This is a genomic window from Geotalea uraniireducens Rf4 (assembly GCF_000016745.1).
GTDB classification, from domain to species: domain Bacteria; phylum Desulfobacterota; class Desulfuromonadia; order Geobacterales; family Geobacteraceae; genus Geotalea; species Geotalea uraniireducens.
Genome location: NC_009483.1, coordinates 4,710,485 through 4,729,825 on the forward strand (window position 1 = coordinate 4,710,485; position 19,341 = coordinate 4,729,825).

The following is a 19,341-nucleotide window of genomic DNA, read 5'->3' on the forward strand; positions in this document are numbered from 1 at the left end:
TAGCCATAAAGTAAAAGTAGGGGCAATCACAAGAATCGCCCCCACCATTAAAAAGTCTGCTTATCCGGCCCAAGAAAATTGACCCGCGCCAAATTGCTAAGCGAGTTTCTCCTTGACCACTTCGCTGACCAGTTTGCCGTCTGCACGGCCGGCGACGCCGGGCTGCAGAGCTTTCATCACCCTGCCCATGTCCTTACTACCCTGTGCGCCACATTCGGCAATAGTCTTCATAACAAGTTCTTCAAGTTCTTCGCGGGTCAGTTGCTGCGGTAAAAAATCGAGCAGCAGCGCCAACTCCTTCTCTTCCTTATCCACCAGGTCTTGTCGACTTGCTTCCCTAAAGAGCCGGATGGATTCCCTGCGCTGCTTGCACAGGGTGCTGATAATCTCGATGATTTCCCGATCATCCAGCTCATGCTTCAGATCGATTTCCCGGTTCTTCATCGACGAGCGAATCATGCGGATTACGGAAAGTTTCAGTTCGTCCTTACTCTTCATGGACGACTTAAGCTCATCATTCAGCCTTTCACGTAACGACATAAATCCTCTTTTAATCTACCATCTTACGCTGTTTTTTTAAGGCTCTCTTGCGAGCAGCAATGGCCTTTTTCTTCTTCTTGATACTCGGTTTTTCGTAGTGCTCTCTTTTGCGGACCTCAGAAAGAATCCCCGCTTTTTCGCACTGTTTCTTGAACTTTTTCAACGCAAGCTCAAACGGCTCAGCTTCTTTTACCTTTACTCCCGGCATCCATATTCCCCTCCCTCCTGTATATAAATTTACTTATTTATAGATCAAGGTCAGGCCGGCAGACAATTTACAAGGAATAGGCATAATAGCACCGACTAATATATTGTCAAGAGAAATTTGTGTTTTTTCAACTATTTCACTTTTCCCGTGACTCTTTTTCAGCAATGCCGGAAATCCCGAAGCGACGACGCAGCTCAGCATAGACCTCGTCAGGAACGATATCGTAATAGCCAAGGAGAACCAGTGTATGAAAAAACAAATCAGCCGTCTCGTAGACAATCTCGTCCCGTGACCCGCCCTTGCCGGCAACCACCAATTCGGTCGCCTCCTCCCCGAGCTTCTTGAGGATCTTATCAATTCCCTTGGCCATCAGGGAAGCGGTGTAAGACTGCTCCGACGGGTTGGCCTTCCGCTCCCGAATGACCTGATAAACGGCCTGAAGAATATCATCATTTTGCATAATCGCGTTCCTTTTTAAAAAGGCACGAGGATAAAGGTACAAGGTCCGAGGTTTTGAAATCCTCGTGCCCCTTTTTCCTCGTACCTCGTACCTCGAACCTTAAATCCTTACCGGTACGCCTCTTTCCCTGAGGTATTCTTTCGCCTCCTGAATGGTGTACTCACGGTAATGGAAGATGGAAGCCGCCAGACAGGCACTTGCCCCTCCCTTGGTAAAACCGTCGTAGAGATGCTCCAGGTTCCCCACGCCGCCGGAAGCGATGACGGGAATTGAAACCGCGTCGGCCACAGCCCTGGTCAGCGGCAGGTCGTAGCCGTCCTTGGTACCGTCCCGGTCCATGCTGGTGAGGAGAATCTCGCCGGAGCCGTAAGCTTCCATGCGCTGGGCCCATTCCACCGCGTCAATCCCGGTTGCATTGCGCCCACCGTGGGTATAGACCTCCCATCGATCTTCGCCCGGCACCCGGCGGGCATCTATGGCCACCACCGTGCACTGGGAGCCGAACCGCTCCGCAGCTTCCTTGACGAACTCCGGCCGGTGCACTGCAGCGGTATTGATGGAAACCTTGTCCGCACCGGCATTGAGAAGCCGGCGGATATCCTCCACCGTCCGCACGCCGCCACCCACGGTGAGGGGCATGAAGACCCGCTCGGCTGTGCGGCGCACCACGTCGATGATGATGTCGCGGGCGTCGCTCGACGCAGTGATATCGAGAAAGGTCAGTTCGTCCGCCCCCTGCCGATCGTAGATTTCGGCAATCTCCACAGGATCGCCTGCATCCCGGAGCTCCAGGAACTGCACCCCCTTTACGACCCGGCCACCTTTCACGTCAAGGCAAGGAATAATGCGCTTGGTCAGCATAAAAACCTCTAGATAAGGTAGATTAGATAAACGACTTGCTTCAGCCCTGCCTGCATTTTTTTGTCAGCGCCACTGCCTCGGCCAGCTTGATGGCGCCGGTATATATGGCCTTGCCGGTTATCACACCAGTCACGCCGGCAGATTCCACAGCCATGAGGTTCTCGATGTCTTTGAGCGAAGAGACCCCGCCTGAGGCGATGACCGGAATGCTGATCGCCTCGGCCAGCGCCCGGGTGGCATCGATATTCGGCCCCTGCATCATCCCGTCGCGGCTGATATCGGTATAGATGACCGCGGTTACGCCGTACCCCTCGAAAAGCCGTGCAAGATCCACAGCGTAGACGTCGGTCACCTCGGCCCACCCCTGTACCGCCACCAGCCCGTTTTTGGCGTCGATGCCGACCACGATCCGACCAGGAAAGAGCTTGCACGCCTCTTCCACGAGCTTCGGGTTGCGCTGCGCGGCCGTGCCGAGGATCACCCTGGAGAGGCCGAGGTCGAGATAAGCCTTGATGGTCTCGATATCGCGAATGCCGCCACCAAGCTGGGTTGGAATCCGCACTGCCTTGACGATCGCTTCGATGGCGCTTTTGTTCGCGGGCTTGCCGGCAAAGGCACCGTCCAGGTCGACGATATGGAGCAGCTCCCCCCCCTGCCTTTCCCATTCACGGGCCTGCTCGGCCGGGTTATCGCAGAAAACGGTGTCCTTGTCCATGAGCCCCTGCTCCAGGCGGACGCACTTTCCTTCTTTCAGGTCAATTGCCGGGATAACAATCATAACAATACCTTTTCAAACCTTCACCACAGAGACGTGCTTAAGCTGTTCTCCGTGTCTCCGTGGTGGGTTTATGCCTTTAATTCCCCGAAATTCTTCAGGATCTTGAGCCCCTTTTCCTGGGATTTCTCCGGGTGGAACTGGGTGGCGACGATGTTGTCCTTCCAAATGGCGGCGCAGAACTCGATGCCGTAGCCGGTGGTGGCTGCCACGACCGATTCGTCGTCCGGCTTGACGTAGTAAGAATGGACAAAATAGACGTTGGTCCCGTCCTCGATCCCGGTGAACACCGGCGGCCGGCGGCGAATGGCGAGCTGGTTCCACCCCATGTGCGGCACCTTCAGCTCCTCGCCCCCCTCATTGAGCCCTTCAGGGAAACGAACCACCCGGCCGGGTATGATATCCAGCCCCTTGTGGATGCCGAATTCCTCACTCTCGGTGAAGAGCAGTTGCAGCCCGAGGCAGATGCCGAGAAACGGCCGCCCCTCCCGGATTACCTTGAGCAGCGGTTCCACGAACCCACCTTGTTCCAGGTTGCGCATGCAGTCAGGAAACGCCCCTACGCCGGGGAGCACGACCTTTTCCGCTTCCAGCACCACCGTGGGATCAGCGGTGACGACCGCGTCAAAACCGACCTTTTCGAAACCCTTCTGCACGGAGCGGAGGTTGCCCATGCCGTAGTCAATAATAGCAATCATCACTACACCTTTTTACCCTTTACTTTTCACGCTTTTACAGTTTGCCTTTGGTCGACATGACCCCGGCGATCCGTGGGTCCTGCTGGGTCGCCTGGTCGAGCGCCCGGGCCAGAGCCTTGAAGCACGCCTCCAGAATATGATGGACGTTGTCACCGTACATGACATTTATGTGGAGATTGGCCGCCAGGTTGTTGGTCAGGGCCTGAAAGAACTCACGGGCCAGTTCCACATCGAACTCGCCGATCTTCACCTTGGGCAACCGGACGTTGTAAACCAGGTAGGGACGCCCCGACAGATCGACGGCCACGCTTGCCAGGGTCTCATCCATGGGGACGGTGGCCTGGCCGTAGCGGCGGATTCCCTGCTTGTCGCCTAGGGCCTGCTTCAGGGCCTCACCGAGGACGATGCCGATGTCCTCCACTGTGTGGTGGAAATCGATGTCGATGTCGCCCTTGGCCTCCACTTCCAGGTCAAACAGGCCATGGCGGGCAAACAGGTTGAGCATGTGGTCGAGAAACGGCACAGAGGTGCAGACCCTCGCCTCCCCCGACCCGTCGATATTCAGGGAAAGCTTTATCTGGGTTTCCTTGGTGATGCGTTCGATGACGGCTTTTCTCGACATATACGCCTCCTGAAATTATTTCAATCGTATGCTGACCGACTTGCCGTGGGCTTCCAACCCTTCCAGTTCGGCGATCCGTACGATGTCTTTGCCCAGCCGATTGAGTCCACTTTCGCTGAAATAGACGATGGAGGATTTCTTGATGAAATCGTCCACCGACAAGGGAGAGAAGAATCGGGCGGTGCCGCCGGTCGGCAGGGTATGGTTGGGGCCGGCCAGGTAGTCTCCGGCCGCCTCGGGCGTGAAGTGGCCGAGAAAAATGGCGCCGGCATTGCGTATCTGCGGCAGAATGGCAAACGGGTCTGTCACCGCCAGCTCCAGATGCTCCGGGGCGATCCGGTTGGAAAATGCAATAGCCTCGGCAATGCTGCCGGCAACGATGACCGCACCGTAAGTATCCCACGATTTGCGGGCGATGCTCTCGCGCTTGAGCTTCCCGAGCTGAAGTTCAACTTCCGCGGCCACCCGTTCACCGAAGGAGCGGCTCGTGGTGATGAGGATGGACGAGGCAAGTTCGTCGTGCTCGGCCTGGGAAAGGAGATCGGCGGCGATGTGCGCCGGATTGCCGCTGCCGTCGTTGATGACGAGTATCTCGGAAGGACCGGCGATCATGTCAATGCCAACCTGGCCGAACACCAGCTTCTTGGCTGTGGCCACATAGATATTGCCCGGGCCGGTGATCTTGTCCACCCTCGGCACCATCGCCGTACCGTAAGCCAGCGCCGCAACGGCTTGGGCTCCGCCGATGCGAAAAACCCGATCCACGCCGGAGAGTCGTGCAGCCACAAGCACGTGATGATTTATCTCTCCCCCCGGGGTCGGGGCAACCATGACCACCTCGCCTACACCAGCCACCTTGGCCGGCACCGCGTTCATGATGACGCTCGAAGGATAACTGGCCTTACCGCCCGGAACATAAATACCGACCCGTTCGAGCGGCGTCACCATCTGGCCGAGCAGGACATCGCTTTCGTCGGTGGAAAGCCAGGTTTCCTGCTTCTGCTTTTCGTGGAAGCGGGCCACCCGCTCCACCGCCAGCTTGAGTGCCGAAATGTCGGCATCCGCCACCCGGACAAAGGCCTCGTTGAACTCCGCCTCGGTCACTTCCAAATCGGCAACGGTATCGGCCTCCAGCCGGTCGAAGCGCCGTGTGTAGTCGAGCAGCGCTGCATCACCCTCCTTGCGAACGGCAGCAATGATGTCGAGAACAACCTGCTCGACCTCCTTGCCGGTCTCCTCGCCCCGTGCCAGGATGGCGGCAAAGTTCGCCTCAAAGTTATTGTCGTGGATGTCGAGAAATTGCATTGATTAACCCTTTAGTAGCTTGGCTCAGAGGACGCCGAGTGAAAGCTGGAATACCAGCGAACTCTGTGGCAAAGGATTTTTAGACGTGCTTTTCCAGTCCTTCGATTATCTCGGTGATCCGCTGATGCTTGGTCTTCAGACTCGCCCGGTTGACGATGAGGCGCGTGGTGATTTCAGCGATGGTTTCAACCTCCACCAGGCCGTTCTGCTTCAAGGTCTCACCTGTGGAGACAAGGTCAACGATTCGCTCCGACAGCCCCACCAGGGGCGCCAGCTCGATTGAGCCGTAGAGCTTGATGATCTCCACCTGCACACCCTTGCTGGTGAAGTACTTTTCCGTAAAATTGGGGTACTTGGTAGCAATGCGGATGTTGGTCCAGCCGGCCGGGTCATCGTCGCGGGAGAGTTCGGCAGGTTCGGCCACCATCATGCGGCAATAGCCGAATTTGAGGTCGAGCGGTTCGTAGACGTCCTTCTCCTGCTCGAGAAGGGTGTCCTTGCCGACGATCCCCAGATCGGCGCAGCCGTACTCCACATAGGTGGGGACGTCAGTAGCGCGGACAATCATGTAACGCATCCGCTGCACTGGGTTTTCGAAGATGAGCTTCCGGGTATCGGAGAGGAGTTCCTCGCAATCGATGCCGATCTTTTTGAAGAGGGCCACGGAATCCTGCAGGATGCGCCCCTTGGGAATGGCAATGGTGATGTAATCAGTCATTAACGCCTCTATGTAGGGGCGAACGGCGTTCGCCCGATAACGGTTGATCTGCCGGCAAGGGCGCATGCCATGCGCCCCTACAACTTTTATTCCTGCACCCTTACGATATCTGCTCCCAGCCCCGCCAGCTTCTTCTCGATTGACTCGTATCCGCGATCCAGATGATAGATACGAGATACTTCGGTGGTGTTGTCAGCCGCCAATCCTGCCAGAATGAGGCATGCGGAGGCGCGTAGATCGGTCGCCATGACCGGGGCGCCGGAAAGCTTCTTCACCCCTTTGACCGTGGCGGTGTTCCCCTCGGTGGTAATGTCGGCGCCGAAGCGCATCAGTTCCGAAACGTGCATGAAACGGTTCTCGAAAATGTTTTCGCTGATGACGCTGGCGCTGTCTGCCAGGCACATAAGCGCCATGAACTGGGCCTGCATGTCGGTGGGAAAGCCGGGATAGGGACGGGTCTTGATGTTGACACCCTTGATTTTCCTCGGCCCCTTGACCCGCACCACGTTGTCCTTGTTGATAATTTCAACGCCTGCATCCTGGAGTTTGAAGACCAGTGCGTCCAGATGCTCAAGCTGCATGTTGCGGACCTTGATGTCGCCGCCAGTGATTGCCGCCGCGATCATGAAGGTACCGGCCTCGATCCGGTCCGGCATCACCCGGTGACTGACCGGTCCCAGCTCTTTAACGCCGCTAATGCGGATGGTATCGGTCCCGGCACCGTCGATCCGTGCCCCCATCTTGGTGAGGACGTTGGCCAGGTCAACGATCTCCGGTTCACGGGCGGCATTTTCCAGGATGGTCTCCCCTTTGGCGGTGGCGGCCGCCATCATAAGGTGCTCGGTGCCGCCGACCGTGGAAACGTCGAAATTGATCCGCGCACCCTTGAGCTGCTTCGCTTTGGCCTCAACGTAGCCATGGGTAAGGTTTATGTCCGCCCCCATGGCCGCCAATCCTTTGAGGTGAAGGTTTATAGGACGGGCGCCGATGGCACAACCGCCCGGAAGAGACACCCGCGCCTTGCCGAACCTGGCGAGGAGCGGGCCCAGAACCAACACCGAAGCACGCATGGTCTTGACCAGCTCGTAGGTGGCCTCGAAATTATCGACTCCGGTCGTGTCTATCTTGACGATGTTGCCGTTGCCGTCGACCTTCGCTCCCAGCTGTTCCAGCACCTTGATCGTGGTGTTGATGTCGCGCAGGAACGGGACGTTGCTGATCTCATGCTCGGCCGGGGCAAGGATGGTGGAGATGAAAATGGGGAGGGAGGCGTTCTTCGAACCGCTCACCGTCACTTCACCGGCAAGCTTCTTCCCCCCTTTGATTATCAATTTATCCAATGTAATACACCTCTTTTACAATTTCATGCAGACGGGATTACCCCGCCCCTGGTTTTCCCGCAATGGGCGCGACGACCGCGCCCCTACAAAAGTCGCCCACCGACCACCCGTTCAATCCCATTCGGATCTTTTGCCGTGAACAATTCGCCAAAGCCGGTCTTATCCAACAGCCCCAGCACCGCTTCAGCCTGCCCTACCCCGACCTCGAACAGGAGCCACCCCCCGGGATTAAGATAGTCAGACGCAGCCGGGACAATAAGGCGATAGAAATCAAGCCCGTCCGCCCCTCCATCCAGGGCCTGGATCGGCTCGTAGTCCCGTACCTCCGGTTGCAGCGTCTTCAGGTCATCGGTCGGAATATAGGGGGGATTGGAAACGATCAGATCGAACCGCTGGTCCTGAAACGGCTCGAACAGCGATCCTTCGAACAGGCTGACCGTGACGCCCTGTTTATCGGCATTTTTCTGCGCCAGGACCAGCGCCTGCGGAGAACTGTCCACGCCGAGAATCGTCGCCGTGGGAAGTGCCTTGGCCAGGGCAACACTGACACAGCCGCTCCCCACTCCGATATCGAGGATTCTGCAATGCTCACCGCATCGCGCCGCTGCTTCCGCCACGAGCACTTCCGTGTCATGGCGGGGAATGAGGACGGCCGGCGACACCTCGAACTCCAGCCCCATGAATTCCTGGGAGCCAAGTATGTACTGGAGCGGCTCACGTTTGCTCCGGCGGGTCACCATGCCACGATAGCCGGACAGTTCAGCCTCTGTCAACGGTTTGTCGAAATTGACATAGAGTCCCACACGGTCGAGACCGAGTACTGCGCAGAGCATCCATTCCGACTCCAGACGGGCGTTTTCCACCCCCTTCTGCGCCAGAAACTCCTTGGTCCAGGTAAGGACCTTGAGGACAGTCCATGTTTCCTGCTGATTTGCCATAATGTATCAATGTCGGCTGAAGGCTGGCGGCGAATGACAGACTCTTAGCTCACTGCTAAGCCGCTTCGCTCTGCTGCTTGAGCGCCTCCATCTGGTAGTAAACCCGAAGGGAGTCGGTAATCTCGCCGATATCACCAGCCATGATGGCATCGAGCCGGTAAAGGGTGAGGCCGATGCGATGGTCGGTCATCCTTCCCTGCGGAAAGTTGTAGGTGCGAATCCGCTCGCTACGGTCCCCGCTTCCCACCTGCTGCTTGCGGTCGGCTGCCAGCCTGGCACTCTGCTCCTGCATGATGGTGTCAAGGATGCGGGTCTTGAGGACCTTCATCGCCTTGGCGCGGTTCTTGATCTGGCTCCGCTCCTCTTGGCAGGCAACCACTGTGCCGGTGGGAAGATGGGTTATGCGCACCGCAGAGTCGGTTGTGTTGACATGCTGGCCGCCGGCGCCGCTGGAACGGTAAACGTCGATCTTCAGATCGGCAGGATTTATGTCAATGTCCACGTCCTCGGCCTCAGGCATAATGGCGACTGTACAGGCACTGGTATGGATACGCCCCTGGGCCTCGGTTTCCGGCACCCTCTGGACACGGTGGGTCCCTGATTCATATTTGAGCTTGGCAAAAACGCCATCGCCTTCAACGGAGGCGACGATCTCTTTGAAGCCACCCTTCTCCGACTCGGAGGCAGAGATGACCTCCACCCGCCAACGGTTCGATTCTGCATAGCGGCCATACATGCGGAAAAGGTCGCCGGCAAAGAGGGCCGCCTCGTCGCCGCCGGTGCCGGCGCGAATCTCCAGGATAACACTCTTGTTGTCGTTGGGATCCTTGGGGAGCAGGAGCAGCTTGATCTCGGCTTCCAGGGCCGCCTGCTGTTCTTCCAGCGCCTCCAGCTCCGCCTCGGCCATTTCCTTCATTTCCGGATCGGCAAGCAATTCCCGGTTTCCCGTAATCTCAACTAGAACCTTCTTGTAGTTGCGGTAAGACTCCACCAACGCGGACAAGTCGGAATGCTCCCGTGACAGCTTGCGGAATTCCGGCTGATTGCCGAGTACTGCCGGATCGGCCAGAAGCGCTTCCAGTTCCTGGTATCGCCGTTCCAGTTCTTCAATTTTTTCAAACATCTATCAACCTCAGAAATATTGCTTAAGACAAACGACTAATGGAAAGAACCGGTTTTCCTTCAGGCATTGGCCTACTGACGTTAGCTTACAGCTTCTTATACCACCAGGCGATCATCCTTGTAACCGGCATTCACTTCCAGTGCTTCCGACATCGACCGTATCGCCACCTCCAGCTGACTGTCGTCAGGCTCACGGGTGGTGAGCCGCTGCAGAGCAAGCCCCGGCGAGATGAGGAGTTTGACGAGCGGCAGCTGGTCGTGCTTGGCGCTCCATTTCAACAGTTCGTAGGAAACACCTGCAATAAGCGGCAGAAGGATCACCCGGGAGCCTGCCTTTAAGTAGAACGGCCAGAGCTTGGGAATCAGGGAAAAAATGACGATGCTCACCATCATCACGATGAGGAGAAAGCTGGTGCCGCAGCGGGGATGGAGACAACTGTACTTGCGCACATTCTCAACAGTGAGCTCTTCACCCGCCTCGAAAGCGAAAATAGACTTATGCTCCGCCCCGTGATACTGAAAGACCCGCTGAATGTCACCCATCCTGGATATGGAGAAGATGTAAATGAGGAATACCGCCATCCGGATCACCCCGTCCACCAGATTGAAGATTATGTTGGATTCACCGATAACGGGGGTAAGGAGTTTGGTAAGGTAGAGGGGGAGAACGAAAAAAAGGAGGATGCCAAAGCCGAATGCCACCGCCATGGTGCCCGCCATGGCCCAGGAAGACAACTCTTGCTTCGCCTCTCCTTCCTTCTCTTCAGCCATCGCCTCATTGGCGGAGAAGTTGAGCGCCGTGATGCCGATGATCAGCGATGAAAAGAGCGCCACCGCCCCTCGGACAATGGGAAGCTTTACCAGAGGAAACCGCTCCGACAGGGGAACGACCTCTTCCTTCTTGATGACGATCTCACCGGATGGCCGCCGAACCGCAATAGCCATGGAGCGGGGCGCTCGCATCATGACCCCTTCGATTACCGCTTGTCCGCCGATATTGATCTTTGCCATATTTTCCTCGTGTTGACTGCGAACAGGTACAGACAGACGTGTTCCCTAAAAATTCCTGAAAAACTCCCGCACCGCCACAATCTTGCCGCAGGTCATGGTCCCTTCAGGGCAGGGGCCTGAGAGACATCCCGGCCCGGCATCCCTGAAAATAGTCGGAGCAATCCCTTTCACCAGCTTCAGCATCTCCAGTGACATCGCCCTGATCTCCCACTGGGCGCGCTCGCAGCAACGTACCGCAAAGAAATGAAGCAATTCGCGGGCGTTCATGGTCACCATGATTTTGGTCTCAGTGGCATTGGGCAGAATGTAGCGGGCATCCTCCGCCGGAATTCCTGCTTCGACCATCTCGGCATAGGCCTGATGCAAAGCCTGCAACTGGGCCTCAAAACGGGCCAGCACGTCAGGCCGTTCGCCAATGGTCGGAGGAATTACCGCGGCAAACCGTTCTTTGTGGGAAACGTAGCGCTGTGACTGCTGGGAGTAGGAGGCCACCCGGTGACGTACCAGCTGGTGGGAGGTTACCCGCGAAATACCTTCGATGCCGAAGGTAAAAGAGGCATGCTCCAGCACGGACTGGTGACCGAGCGACATGATCTTGTCGAGGAACGTCCGGATATCGGCGCCGGAAAGCCTCTGCTTAAGCTCGTCGATGGCAACCGGCGAATAGCAAAGCCTTGCAGCAAGGGCCACGGTCATTTCCGGGTCGGGGGTATGTTGAAGAAGCGCAACCTTCATTGACATCCTTATTCCAATTCCAAACCAATGCGCTATCTTCGTTGGCTCGTCTTCGGCTCCTCAACGTACCATCTGTACGCCTTCGTCGCCTCACTCCTCGCCGCCTTGATTTCATCCTTGATTTGAAATTGGAATTAACCACAAATTGGGCAAAAAATCCGGCTTGAAAAAACAGTTAAGGGGATTTCGCCATGGACAAAATCCCCCCTAATAAATCCGCAAGGCAGGAGCCCTGTTACATGCCGTATCGCCTCTTGAATCTCTCAACACGCCCGGCAGTATCGATAAGCTTTTGCTTGCCGGTAAAGAACGGGTGACAGGCAGAGCAGATTTCCGTGGAAATCTCAGGCTTGGTGGAGCGTGTCTGGAACGTATTGCCGCAGAGACATTTCACGGTAACTTCCGTGTAATTGGGGTGAATTCCTTCTTTCATATCTTCCTCCTCGCAGGGGTGCCCCCCTGATTTCTTATTTAATTTGTGCATTCGAAAGTTTTTAAATTAGCACCATTGATCTAATTTTTCAACACCTTTTTCACTTACTCATGGAATCAAGGAACGCCTGGTTACCCTTGGTCCCCTCAAGCTTGGAGATGAGGAATTCCATACTGTCCACCACATTCATGGGATGGAGCACCTTGCGCAGAATCCAGATCCGGTTGAGGGCGCTTTTCTCGATGAGAAGTTCCTCCTTGCGGGTACCGGACTTGTTAATGTCGATAGCCGGGAAGGTACGCTTCTCGACCAGCTTGCGGTCGAGATGAAGTTCCATGTTGCCGGTCCCTTTGAACTCTTCGAAGATGACCTCATCCATCTTGCTGCCGGTATCGACCAGGGCAGTGGCGATGATCGTGAGCGAGCCGCCCTCTTCGATGTTGCGGGCTGCACCGAAGAAGCGCTTCGGTTTGTGCAGGGCATTGGAGTCGACGCCGCCGGAAAGGATTTTGCCGGAAGGGGGAATGACCGTATTGTAGGCACGGGCCAAACGGGTAATGGAGTCAAGGAGGATCACCACATCCCGCTTGTGCTCGACAAGCCGTTTGGCCTTCTCGATTACCATCTCCGCCACCTGGATATGACGCGAGGCGGGCTCATCGAAGGTGGAGGAAATCACCTCTCCGTTGACCGAGCGCTGCATGTCGGTCACCTCTTCCGGACGTTCATCGATGAGAAGGACGATAAGGAATACTTCGGGGTGGTTTTCGGCAATGGAGTTGGCGATATTCTGGATCAGCATGGTCTTGCCGGTGCGGGGCGGTGCGACGATCAGACCGCGCTGCCCCTTGCCGATGGGCGCTATCAGCTCCACCACCCGCATCGGCATATTGTCGGGCGTTGTCTCAAGCTTCAGCTTCTCTTCGGGATAAAGTGGCGTCAGGTTGTCGAAGAGGATCTTATCCCTCGCCACATCCGGCGATTCATGGTTGACAGATTCAACCTTGAGCAGGGCGAAATAACGCTCACCCTCCTTGGGAGGCCTGATCTGGCCGGAAACGGTATCGCCTGTGTGAAGGTTGAAACGGCGGATCTGGCTTGGGCTGACATAGATGTCGTCCGGCCCCGGCAGATAGTTGTAATCCGGCGCCCTCAAGAAACCAAATCCATCCGGCAGGGTTTCAAGCACACCCTCGCCAAAGATCATGCCGTTTTTCTCGGTCTGGGCATTGAGGATGGCAAAAATCAGGTCCTGCTTGCGCAGACTGGAAGCGCCCTCAATATTCAGACCCTTGGCAATAGCGGTCAGCTCATTGATTTTTTTACCCTTTAATTCTTGTAAGTTCATCAGTTCTCCTGCAATGACGCAAATATACCTTTTATCGGCAAAGCCATGCTTTATTTTAAATTTTAAATTATTTCCAGTTGATTACACCTGGGGCTACCGGGGAAGTGCTTAAATGGTCTTATGTAATTATCTTTGAAGTTACGTTATTGAGGTGTCGGTTCTATCTCGGTATGAATGTAGAGGCAACTAAGCTGGGCCAAATCGAGGAATGATATAGATATATAAACCGCAATTATCGCCTTTGTCAATACAATTTATTACGCCGCTACCGCCTCCCCTGCAAAGTAAATCATCCCATATCACGAAAAAATTTCAAGCCTTCAAGGCGCAGATTTCATAAGTTTTATTGACGCATCACCATCGTCACCTTATAATTTACCACCGGAGGAGGGAATGGCTATGGCGCTCGGAAACATGACGGATCCTGCAATGCTTGTGGCCATTGGCGCGACTCTCGCTGCGTTGTCCGGCGTGCCGGGGTTGTTCCTGAAAGACACACCGGACACGGGGCAAAAACTGGCCACCGCCCTGGTCGCTCTCGCCGCCCTGGCAGGACTGAGCGGCGCATTTATCTTTTTCTTGCACGGAACGCCTGTCATTTACACCATCTCCTGCAGCCTCCCGTTCGGCCCCTGCGAAATCGGCCTCGACCATCTTTCCGCAGTCTTTCTCCTCATCATTTTCCTTATCTCCATTTGTTGTAGCATCTACGCCACCGGTTATTGGCCGGCAGCAAGCAACCAGCGGACATCGCGCAAGCTGACATTTTTCTTCGGCCTTTTAACGGCTGCCCTGGTTTTGCTCGTCATAGCCCGGGACAGCATCCTCTTTCTCATGGCCTGGGAAGTCATGGCCCTCTCCGCATATTTCGTCCTGACCACCGAAGACCATAAACCCGAGGTGCGTGAGGCGGGCATCATCTACATGGTGGCCACCCATACAGGCACCTTGGCCCTGTTCGCCATGTTCAGCCTGCTCAAAGGTGCCGCTGCCTCCCACCAGTTTTCCGCCATGACGGCCATAAACCCTGCACCGCCACTGGCGGCCGCAATTTTCTGCACAGCGCTGTTCGGCTTCGGATTGAAAGCCGGGTTGATGCCTCTGCATATCTGGCTCCCGTCGGCCCATGCAACTGCGCCGAGCCACATCTCAGCGATTATGTCCGGCGTGATGATAAAGACCGGGATTTACGGCATCATCCGCGTCCTCTCATTTTTCCCTCAACCACCCATTTGGTGGGGAATAACACTCTTAGTAGCCGGTATAGTCTCCGCCGTACTCGGCGTGGCATTTGCCCTGGGCCAGCACGACCTCAAGCGTCTCCTCGCCTACCACAGCATTGAAAACATCGGCATCATTTTCATGGGAATCGGAGTTGCCGTCATCGGCCAAGCCACCGGCCAGCCGCTTCTGACCGTCCTGGGCATGGCAGGAGCGCTCCTGCACACATTGAATCATGCACTGTTCAAATCTCTTCTCTTCCTCGGCGCAGGAGCGGTCATCCACGCCACCCATACCAGAGAAATAGACCGGATGGGAGGCCTGGCCAAGGCCATGCCCTGGACCGCCATCCTGTTCCTGCTGGGAGCCGTCGCCATCTGCGGACTGCCGCCGTTGAACGGCTTTGTCAGTGAATATCTCATCTATCTGGGATTTTTCGGCGGAGTGAACACCGTAAGCGGACCGGCTGTCCCGGCCATGGCGTTGGCCGCCCCATCCCTTGCGCTGGTCGGCGCACTGGCTGTCGCCTGCTTTGTCAAGGTTTTCGGCATCGTATTTCTTGGCGCCCGCCGCTCCCGGGAAATTGAACCCCTTCAGGATGCCGGTTGGCCAATGCGTGCGCCGATGATCCTGCTGGGTGCGCTTTGCGTTATTATCGGCTTATTTCCCCAGCTTGTCGCAAGACTCCTCCAGCCGACCATCTACAGTTGGGCGCCGACACTGGTCATCACCGGCCAGACCATCCCATCCGCTGCCCCCTTGGGATGGATAACCGTTTTAGGTTTAGCACTGCTGACACTGGGGGGACTGCTCGCCTTTGACTTCTACCGACGAATCAAACAAGAGACGGTCGGCACCTCTGGCACCTGGGGTTGCGGTTACCTGAAACCATCCCCCCGCATGCAGTACAGCGCCTCATCATTTGCCGAGATGATCGTAAAGCTATTTGCCGGCGCACTTCGACCCCATGTTGAAAAACCGGATATTACGGGGCCTTTCCCCCAACGATCACGGTTTGCGAGCCATGTTCCCGAGGCTGTCCTGGAACTGGGCATCGTACCGTTTTTCAAGGCTGTCGATGAAAGGTTCGCCACCATCCGGCGACTGCAGCACGGGCAACTCCACCTCTACATCCTCTACGTCTTCATCACCTTATGCCTGCTATTGGTCTGGGCCATGTAACGGTTCTGCAGCCTGATATTTTTCTTTCGCCTTCTTTTTCCGTTTCGCCTTCTGTTTGCGTATCTTCTCCTGTTTCAGGTCACCGGCAGTGGCAATACCCGCCCGTGCCTCGATTTTCTCAAGCAATTCCCGCCGGGCGAGAAAGCGGTTGAGGGATTGGCTCCGCTCGCGCATGCACTTCACCTCGATCCCGGTCGGCTTGTGCTTCAGATAGACACAGGTTGAGGTCTTGTTCACATGCTGCCCCCCCTTTCCCGAGGAGCGGATGAACTGCTCATCGATATCTTCTTCCCGAACCCCGAGTGACTCCATCTTCTGCCTGAGCCACCTGTTCTTTTCTTCACTGACAGCGAATATCGACATGTCTCGACCTTAGCACAAAATTGGCTGGTTCGGAAGCAGGTGAAACGCGAATGCGGGTCAACTACGGGCTGAATAAGGTCCGTTTCCCGGCGCCGGTGATCGCCGGTTCGCGGATCAGGACCAGGAGCCTGCTGCAGAGCGCGGAAGGGGTGGGAAAGGCGGTGCAGGTTATCTGCCGCATCACCGTCGAGATAGCAGGCAATGACAAGCCCGCATGCAGCGCCGAATATATTGCACGGGTCTATCCATAAACTTACCGCGTTATCCTGGAATCTGATTAGCGCTGATCTTCCGCCAACAGCAATTTCTTGGAAAGTCCCCCTTTAAGAAAGGGGGGGATCTCTCAGCGGAAGATTGACGCTAATCAGGTCCTGGAATTACCAGAATATTCATCATGGAATGATGGTCTCCTTGACCACGAAACTTGCACTTTGTGGAAAATATGTTTTATTCAAGATGGGGATTTAGCTCTGCCTGACCGAGCAGACCGTGTGAAGGACAACGTGATGACCTGAGACTTTGTATATTTTCCCCGGACGACTCAATAGTGCACTCCTGACAGAAAACTACTGCCATTCACAACAAGCGGATGATGTAGATCTAACATGGAAAGGAGAATTTCTTATGAGTGGGAAAAAGCAGCGTTACATCAGGATCGCGTCGTTAGTAACAGCCGGTGCCGCATTGGCCACGGTAACCGCCACCCTGGCCGCATCTGACCGGCCGGTCGGCACAACCAGCTATGCCCCCGTCGCCGACACCACACCCTTTGCCAGCGTCCGGCAAACCATGGAAAAAGCAAAGCCCGCAGTGATGCAGCGGCAGCTGGAGCTGCTCTCTGAACGGTACGACCTCGGCGACAAACCCCTCGCAGGGGTGAAGATGTCGCGCGGGAAGTCCGTGCAAGAAGGGGTCCGGGTCAAACTCCCCAAAGAGGTTAGCTGGCAGCAGCTCGCCGCCATGGGCTCGGAACAGATTCGCAACAAAGACCTGTTTCCCAAAGGGTTCATGCCGTTGCCCCACCCCAATCACCCTGAGGGGGGGATGCTCTTCCCCAAGTTTCACATCGACGAAATCAGGAAGCAGACCGGCCGCGACCTGACCCGCTTTGACCTGGACTTCGATCTGCCCAACCACGTGCTGCCCGAATTCCCCCCCGCCATCTTCCTGACGACCCGCCCCGACCTGGGGGACGTTTCCCAGGGCAAGGTGGTGACCACCCAGAATTTCTTCGAGTTGTTCAACGGCATCCTCAACCCCAAGCAGCTCGAAGGTTTGCGGCTGCTGCTCACCCCCTTTCCCCAGCAGCAGTTCAATGCCACCAGCGACCGTCGTTCGGCCGAGCCGAGCCTGGGAGTGTCCTGTTTCGATTGTCACGTCAACGGCCACACCAATGGAGCCACCCACCTGGTGGGCGACATCCGGCCCCAGGAACTGCGCCACCGGCTTGACACACCGCCGCTGCGCGGGGTCAACATCCAGCGGCTGTTCGGCTCCCAGCGGGCACTGAAAAGCGTCGAAGACTTCACCGAGTTCGAACAGCGCGCCGCCTACTTCGACGGCGACCCGGTGATCGCCACCAAGAAAGGGGTCAACATACTCGAGCGGGGCAGCCAGGTCCACTTCATGGCCGAGTTCCAGGAACTGCTGGACTTCCCGCCGGCACCGAAACTCGACCTGTTCGGCAAGCTCGATCCCGCCAAGGCGAGCGAGAGTGAACTGCGCGGCCAGACGGTCTTTTTCGGCAAGGCCCGCTGTGCCGAGTGCCATCCCGCCCCCTACTACACCGACAACCTGATGCACAACCTGAAGGTGGAGCGCTTCTACAAACCCCAGCTGATCAACGGCCGGCTGGCGAGCGCTGATGGCCCGATCAAGACCTTCCCGCTACGGGGCATCAAGGAGTCCCCTCCCTACCTGCATGACGGACGCCTGCTGACCCTGGCCGACACCATCGAGTTTTTCAACCTGGTAACCGGCGTCAACCTCACCGAGGAGGAGAAAAAGGATCTGCTCGCCTTCATGCTCACCCTGTAGCGGTCGGCCAGAGGGGGTCGGGAAACCATGCGGAGCGCGTCGACTCGTTGCACACTATGACCAGGTCTCTGGCGGGTAAGTAATGTTTTATCCGCCACACCTCACCTGCGGAACACCAGCGACGCGCCGGCAATAAGCAACCCGACCCCCAGGGCGCGCTTCAGATCCAGCGGGATCTCGCGGAACCCGAAAAGACCGAAATGGTCGAGGAGCAGGCCGGTAACGAGCTGGGCTGTGATGGTCGCTACCAGGACCGCCGTAGTACCGATGCGAGGCACGGCGAGGATGGTCATGGTAACGAAATATGCGCCGAGAAAGCCGCCGGTCAACTCCCACCAGGCAGCGTCGGCAATGCCCTTGAAGCTGCCGCGTCCGCTCGCAAGTACAACGAAAAACAGCGCCACGGTACCAACGGCAAACGAGATGCAGGAACTCTCGATAATGCCGACCTTCTGGGCAAGCCGGCCGTTGATGGAAGGCTGCAGAGCCACGGCAAAACCGCCGCAGAACATGAGAAAAAACAGGGCCAGACTATTCACCTAAGACTCCTTTCCGTCAGCTCCCTCACCTTCGCCAATCACGGAGAAAGACACGCATCGAAGGAACAACGGCATCTTCTATAACAAAATCATATCGTTTTAGCCGGCAGATGAAAAAAAGCCACTCCCTCGGACCGAGGGAGCGGCTTTTATCAATAAAAATACCTGCACCCCTAGACCCTACTAGCCCTTCTTCCGCCGCATGGCCAGTAACACCACGAGCAGGACGATCAATACCCCTCCGCCAGCGGCCTGGAGCATCAGGGAACTTGTGAACGAGAACGGGGGTTCCGCAGGAGGTTGAACCGGCTGAATGGCCGATTTAGGCACTGCTTTCGCCGGCGGGACAGGTTTCTTTGCCGCGGGTGCAGCACCCTGAACCGGTGGATTCACGGCCGGCTTGGCTTTTAAAGCGCCCGCAACAGGTTGCGGCGGCGCATGGGGAGCTGGGGCTGCTTTGACTGCCTGTAGCGGTTTGACCGGCTTGGCAGGCTTCTGCACCGAGGAGACAACCCCCTGGATCGGCCTGGCAGACGGTTTTTGAGCGATGGCTTTCTGTGGCAGCGGGGGACGCCCGGCGCCGATTTTCTGCCGCTTGACACCTTTTTTCTTGGTCTTTGCAGGTTTTTTGCCGAAGGTCTTCTTCAGGTCCACCTCGTCCCGGGAGAAGTCAAGCAGCACGTCCCGGTTGACGAGGACCATGATATTGCCGTTTGTTTTCCAGACTTTTTGACACTCGATCACCCCGCCATCCTTAAGGTAAACCGACTTCAACGCCCCGGCGAATGCCATTGACCCAACCAAGAAGCTGAAACAGAGCACAGCAAGTAATACCGTCAGAATCCTTTTCATTGCCCCCCCTCAATCGCAAATAAATGGAATTAT

22 protein-coding genes are annotated in these 19,341 nt (G+C 56.5%); 3 read left to right on the plus strand and 19 right to left on the minus strand.

Going from position 1 to position 19,341, the window contains the following annotated elements; genetic code table 11:
* Window positions 1-96: 96 nt before the first annotated feature.
* The 16 genes from GURA_RS20600 to rho form a co-directional block, all read right to left on the minus strand.
* Complete coding sequence (locus GURA_RS20600) at window positions 97-540, minus strand: GatB/YqeY domain-containing protein (RefSeq protein ID WP_011940831.1); 444 nt, start codon at window positions 538-540, stop codon at window positions 97-99.
* Between the two features lie 10 nt (window positions 541-550).
* Entirely contained in the window at window positions 551-748 is a 198-nt protein-coding gene (rpsU, locus tag GURA_RS20605) for a 30S ribosomal protein S21 (protein ID WP_011940832.1), read from the minus strand.
* A gap of 136 nt (window positions 749-884) precedes the next feature.
* On the minus strand, window positions 885-1,211 hold the full coding sequence (locus GURA_RS20610) for a phosphoribosyl-ATP diphosphatase (protein ID WP_041246192.1): 327 nt from the start codon (window positions 1,209-1,211) through the stop codon (window positions 885-887).
* A gap of 96 nt (window positions 1,212-1,307) precedes the next feature.
* On the minus strand, window positions 1,308-2,069 hold the full coding sequence (gene hisF / locus GURA_RS20615) for an imidazole glycerol phosphate synthase subunit HisF (RefSeq protein WP_011940834.1): 762 nt from the start codon (window positions 2,067-2,069) through the stop codon (window positions 1,308-1,310).
* Between the two features lie 40 nt (window positions 2,070-2,109).
* Window positions 2,110-2,847 (minus strand): 1-(5-phosphoribosyl)-5-[(5-phosphoribosylamino)methylideneamino]imidazole-4-carboxamide isomerase, encoded by a 738-nt coding sequence (hisA, locus tag GURA_RS20620; protein ID WP_011940835.1) that lies wholly within the window; start codon window positions 2,845-2,847, stop codon window positions 2,110-2,112.
* Window positions 2,848-2,915: 68 nt separating this feature from the next.
* Complete coding sequence (gene hisH / locus GURA_RS20625; protein ID WP_011940836.1) at window positions 2,916-3,542, minus strand: imidazole glycerol phosphate synthase subunit HisH; 627 nt, start codon at window positions 3,540-3,542, stop codon at window positions 2,916-2,918.
* 34 nt (window positions 3,543-3,576) lie between these two features.
* Window positions 3,577-4,164: an imidazoleglycerol-phosphate dehydratase HisB gene (gene hisB, locus GURA_RS20630; protein WP_011940837.1), complete on the minus strand. Its 588-nt coding sequence runs from the start codon at window positions 4,162-4,164 to the stop codon at window positions 3,577-3,579.
* 15 nt (window positions 4,165-4,179) lie between these two features.
* On the minus strand, window positions 4,180-5,469 hold the full coding sequence (gene hisD / locus GURA_RS20635; RefSeq protein ID WP_011940838.1) for a histidinol dehydrogenase: 1,290 nt from the start codon (window positions 5,467-5,469) through the stop codon (window positions 4,180-4,182).
* Window positions 5,470-5,548: 79 nt separating this feature from the next.
* Complete coding sequence (gene hisG, locus GURA_RS20640) at window positions 5,549-6,187, minus strand: ATP phosphoribosyltransferase (protein ID WP_041245592.1); 639 nt, start codon at window positions 6,185-6,187, stop codon at window positions 5,549-5,551.
* Between the two features lie 86 nt (window positions 6,188-6,273).
* Complete coding sequence (murA, locus tag GURA_RS20645; RefSeq protein ID WP_011940840.1) at window positions 6,274-7,527, minus strand: UDP-N-acetylglucosamine 1-carboxyvinyltransferase; 1,254 nt, start codon at window positions 7,525-7,527, stop codon at window positions 6,274-6,276.
* Window positions 7,528-7,610: 83 nt separating this feature from the next.
* Window positions 7,611-8,465, minus strand: a complete 855-nt coding sequence (prmC, locus tag GURA_RS20650) for a peptide chain release factor N(5)-glutamine methyltransferase (RefSeq protein WP_011940841.1) — start codon at window positions 8,463-8,465, stop codon at window positions 7,611-7,613.
* A gap of 55 nt (window positions 8,466-8,520) precedes the next feature.
* Window positions 8,521-9,588 carry a peptide chain release factor 1 gene (gene prfA / locus GURA_RS20655; protein ID WP_011940842.1) on the minus strand — a complete coding sequence of 356 codons (1,068 nt, stop codon included), beginning with the start codon at window positions 9,586-9,588 and terminating at the stop codon, window positions 8,521-8,523.
* A gap of 95 nt (window positions 9,589-9,683) precedes the next feature.
* On the minus strand, window positions 9,684-10,598 hold the full coding sequence (locus tag GURA_RS20660) for a DUF1385 domain-containing protein (protein WP_011940843.1): 915 nt from the start codon (window positions 10,596-10,598) through the stop codon (window positions 9,684-9,686).
* Between the two features lie 45 nt (window positions 10,599-10,643).
* Window positions 10,644-11,333: an FAD-dependent thymidylate synthase gene (gene thyX / locus GURA_RS20665; protein ID WP_011940844.1), complete on the minus strand. Its 690-nt coding sequence runs from the start codon at window positions 11,331-11,333 to the stop codon at window positions 10,644-10,646.
* Between the two features lie 235 nt (window positions 11,334-11,568).
* Window positions 11,569-11,766 (minus strand): 50S ribosomal protein L31, encoded by a 198-nt coding sequence (gene rpmE / locus GURA_RS20670; protein ID WP_011940845.1) that lies wholly within the window; start codon window positions 11,764-11,766, stop codon window positions 11,569-11,571.
* A gap of 100 nt (window positions 11,767-11,866) precedes the next feature.
* Entirely contained in the window at window positions 11,867-13,114 is a 1,248-nt protein-coding gene (rho, locus tag GURA_RS20675; RefSeq protein ID WP_011940846.1) for a transcription termination factor Rho, read from the minus strand.
* Between the two features lie 393 nt (window positions 13,115-13,507).
* On the opposite strand from rho, the gene GURA_RS20680 reads away from it, so the two are divergent.
* Window positions 13,508-15,517 (plus strand): proton-conducting transporter transmembrane domain-containing protein, encoded by a 2,010-nt coding sequence (locus GURA_RS20680; RefSeq protein ID WP_011940847.1) that lies wholly within the window; start codon window positions 13,508-13,510, stop codon window positions 15,515-15,517.
* On the opposite strand, the gene GURA_RS20685 is transcribed toward GURA_RS20680, so the two are convergent.
* A complete protein-coding gene (locus GURA_RS20685; RefSeq protein ID WP_011940848.1) occupies window positions 15,497-15,880 on the minus strand; it encodes a peptide chain release factor family protein in 384 nt (127 codons plus the stop codon). The two genes, GURA_RS20680 and GURA_RS20685, sit on opposite strands and share 21 nt — an antisense overlap.
* Before the next feature lie 50 nt (window positions 15,881-15,930).
* Here GURA_RS20685 and GURA_RS20690 point away from each other — a divergent pair, with 50 nt between their 5' ends.
* Window positions 15,931-16,131: a hotdog family protein gene (locus GURA_RS20690; RefSeq protein WP_049818968.1), complete on the plus strand. Its 201-nt coding sequence runs from the start codon at window positions 15,931-15,933 to the stop codon at window positions 16,129-16,131.
* 373 nt (window positions 16,132-16,504) lie between these two features.
* Window positions 16,505-17,917 (plus strand): cytochrome b6, encoded by a 1,413-nt coding sequence (locus GURA_RS20695; protein ID WP_011940849.1) that lies wholly within the window; start codon window positions 16,505-16,507, stop codon window positions 17,915-17,917.
* Window positions 17,918-18,018: 101 nt separating this feature from the next.
* On the opposite strand, the gene GURA_RS20700 is transcribed toward GURA_RS20695, so the two are convergent.
* Both GURA_RS20700 and GURA_RS20705 read right to left on the minus strand, forming a co-directional pair.
* A complete protein-coding gene (locus GURA_RS20700) occupies window positions 18,019-18,456 on the minus strand; it encodes a DMT family transporter (RefSeq protein WP_011940850.1) in 438 nt (145 codons plus the stop codon).
* 183 nt (window positions 18,457-18,639) lie between these two features.
* The gene (locus GURA_RS20705; protein ID WP_011940851.1) at window positions 18,640-19,308 is read right to left on the minus strand and encodes a hypothetical protein; all 669 of its coding nucleotides are present in this window, start codon (window positions 19,306-19,308) and stop codon (window positions 18,640-18,642) included.
* Between the last annotated feature and the right edge of the window lie 33 nt (window positions 19,309-19,341).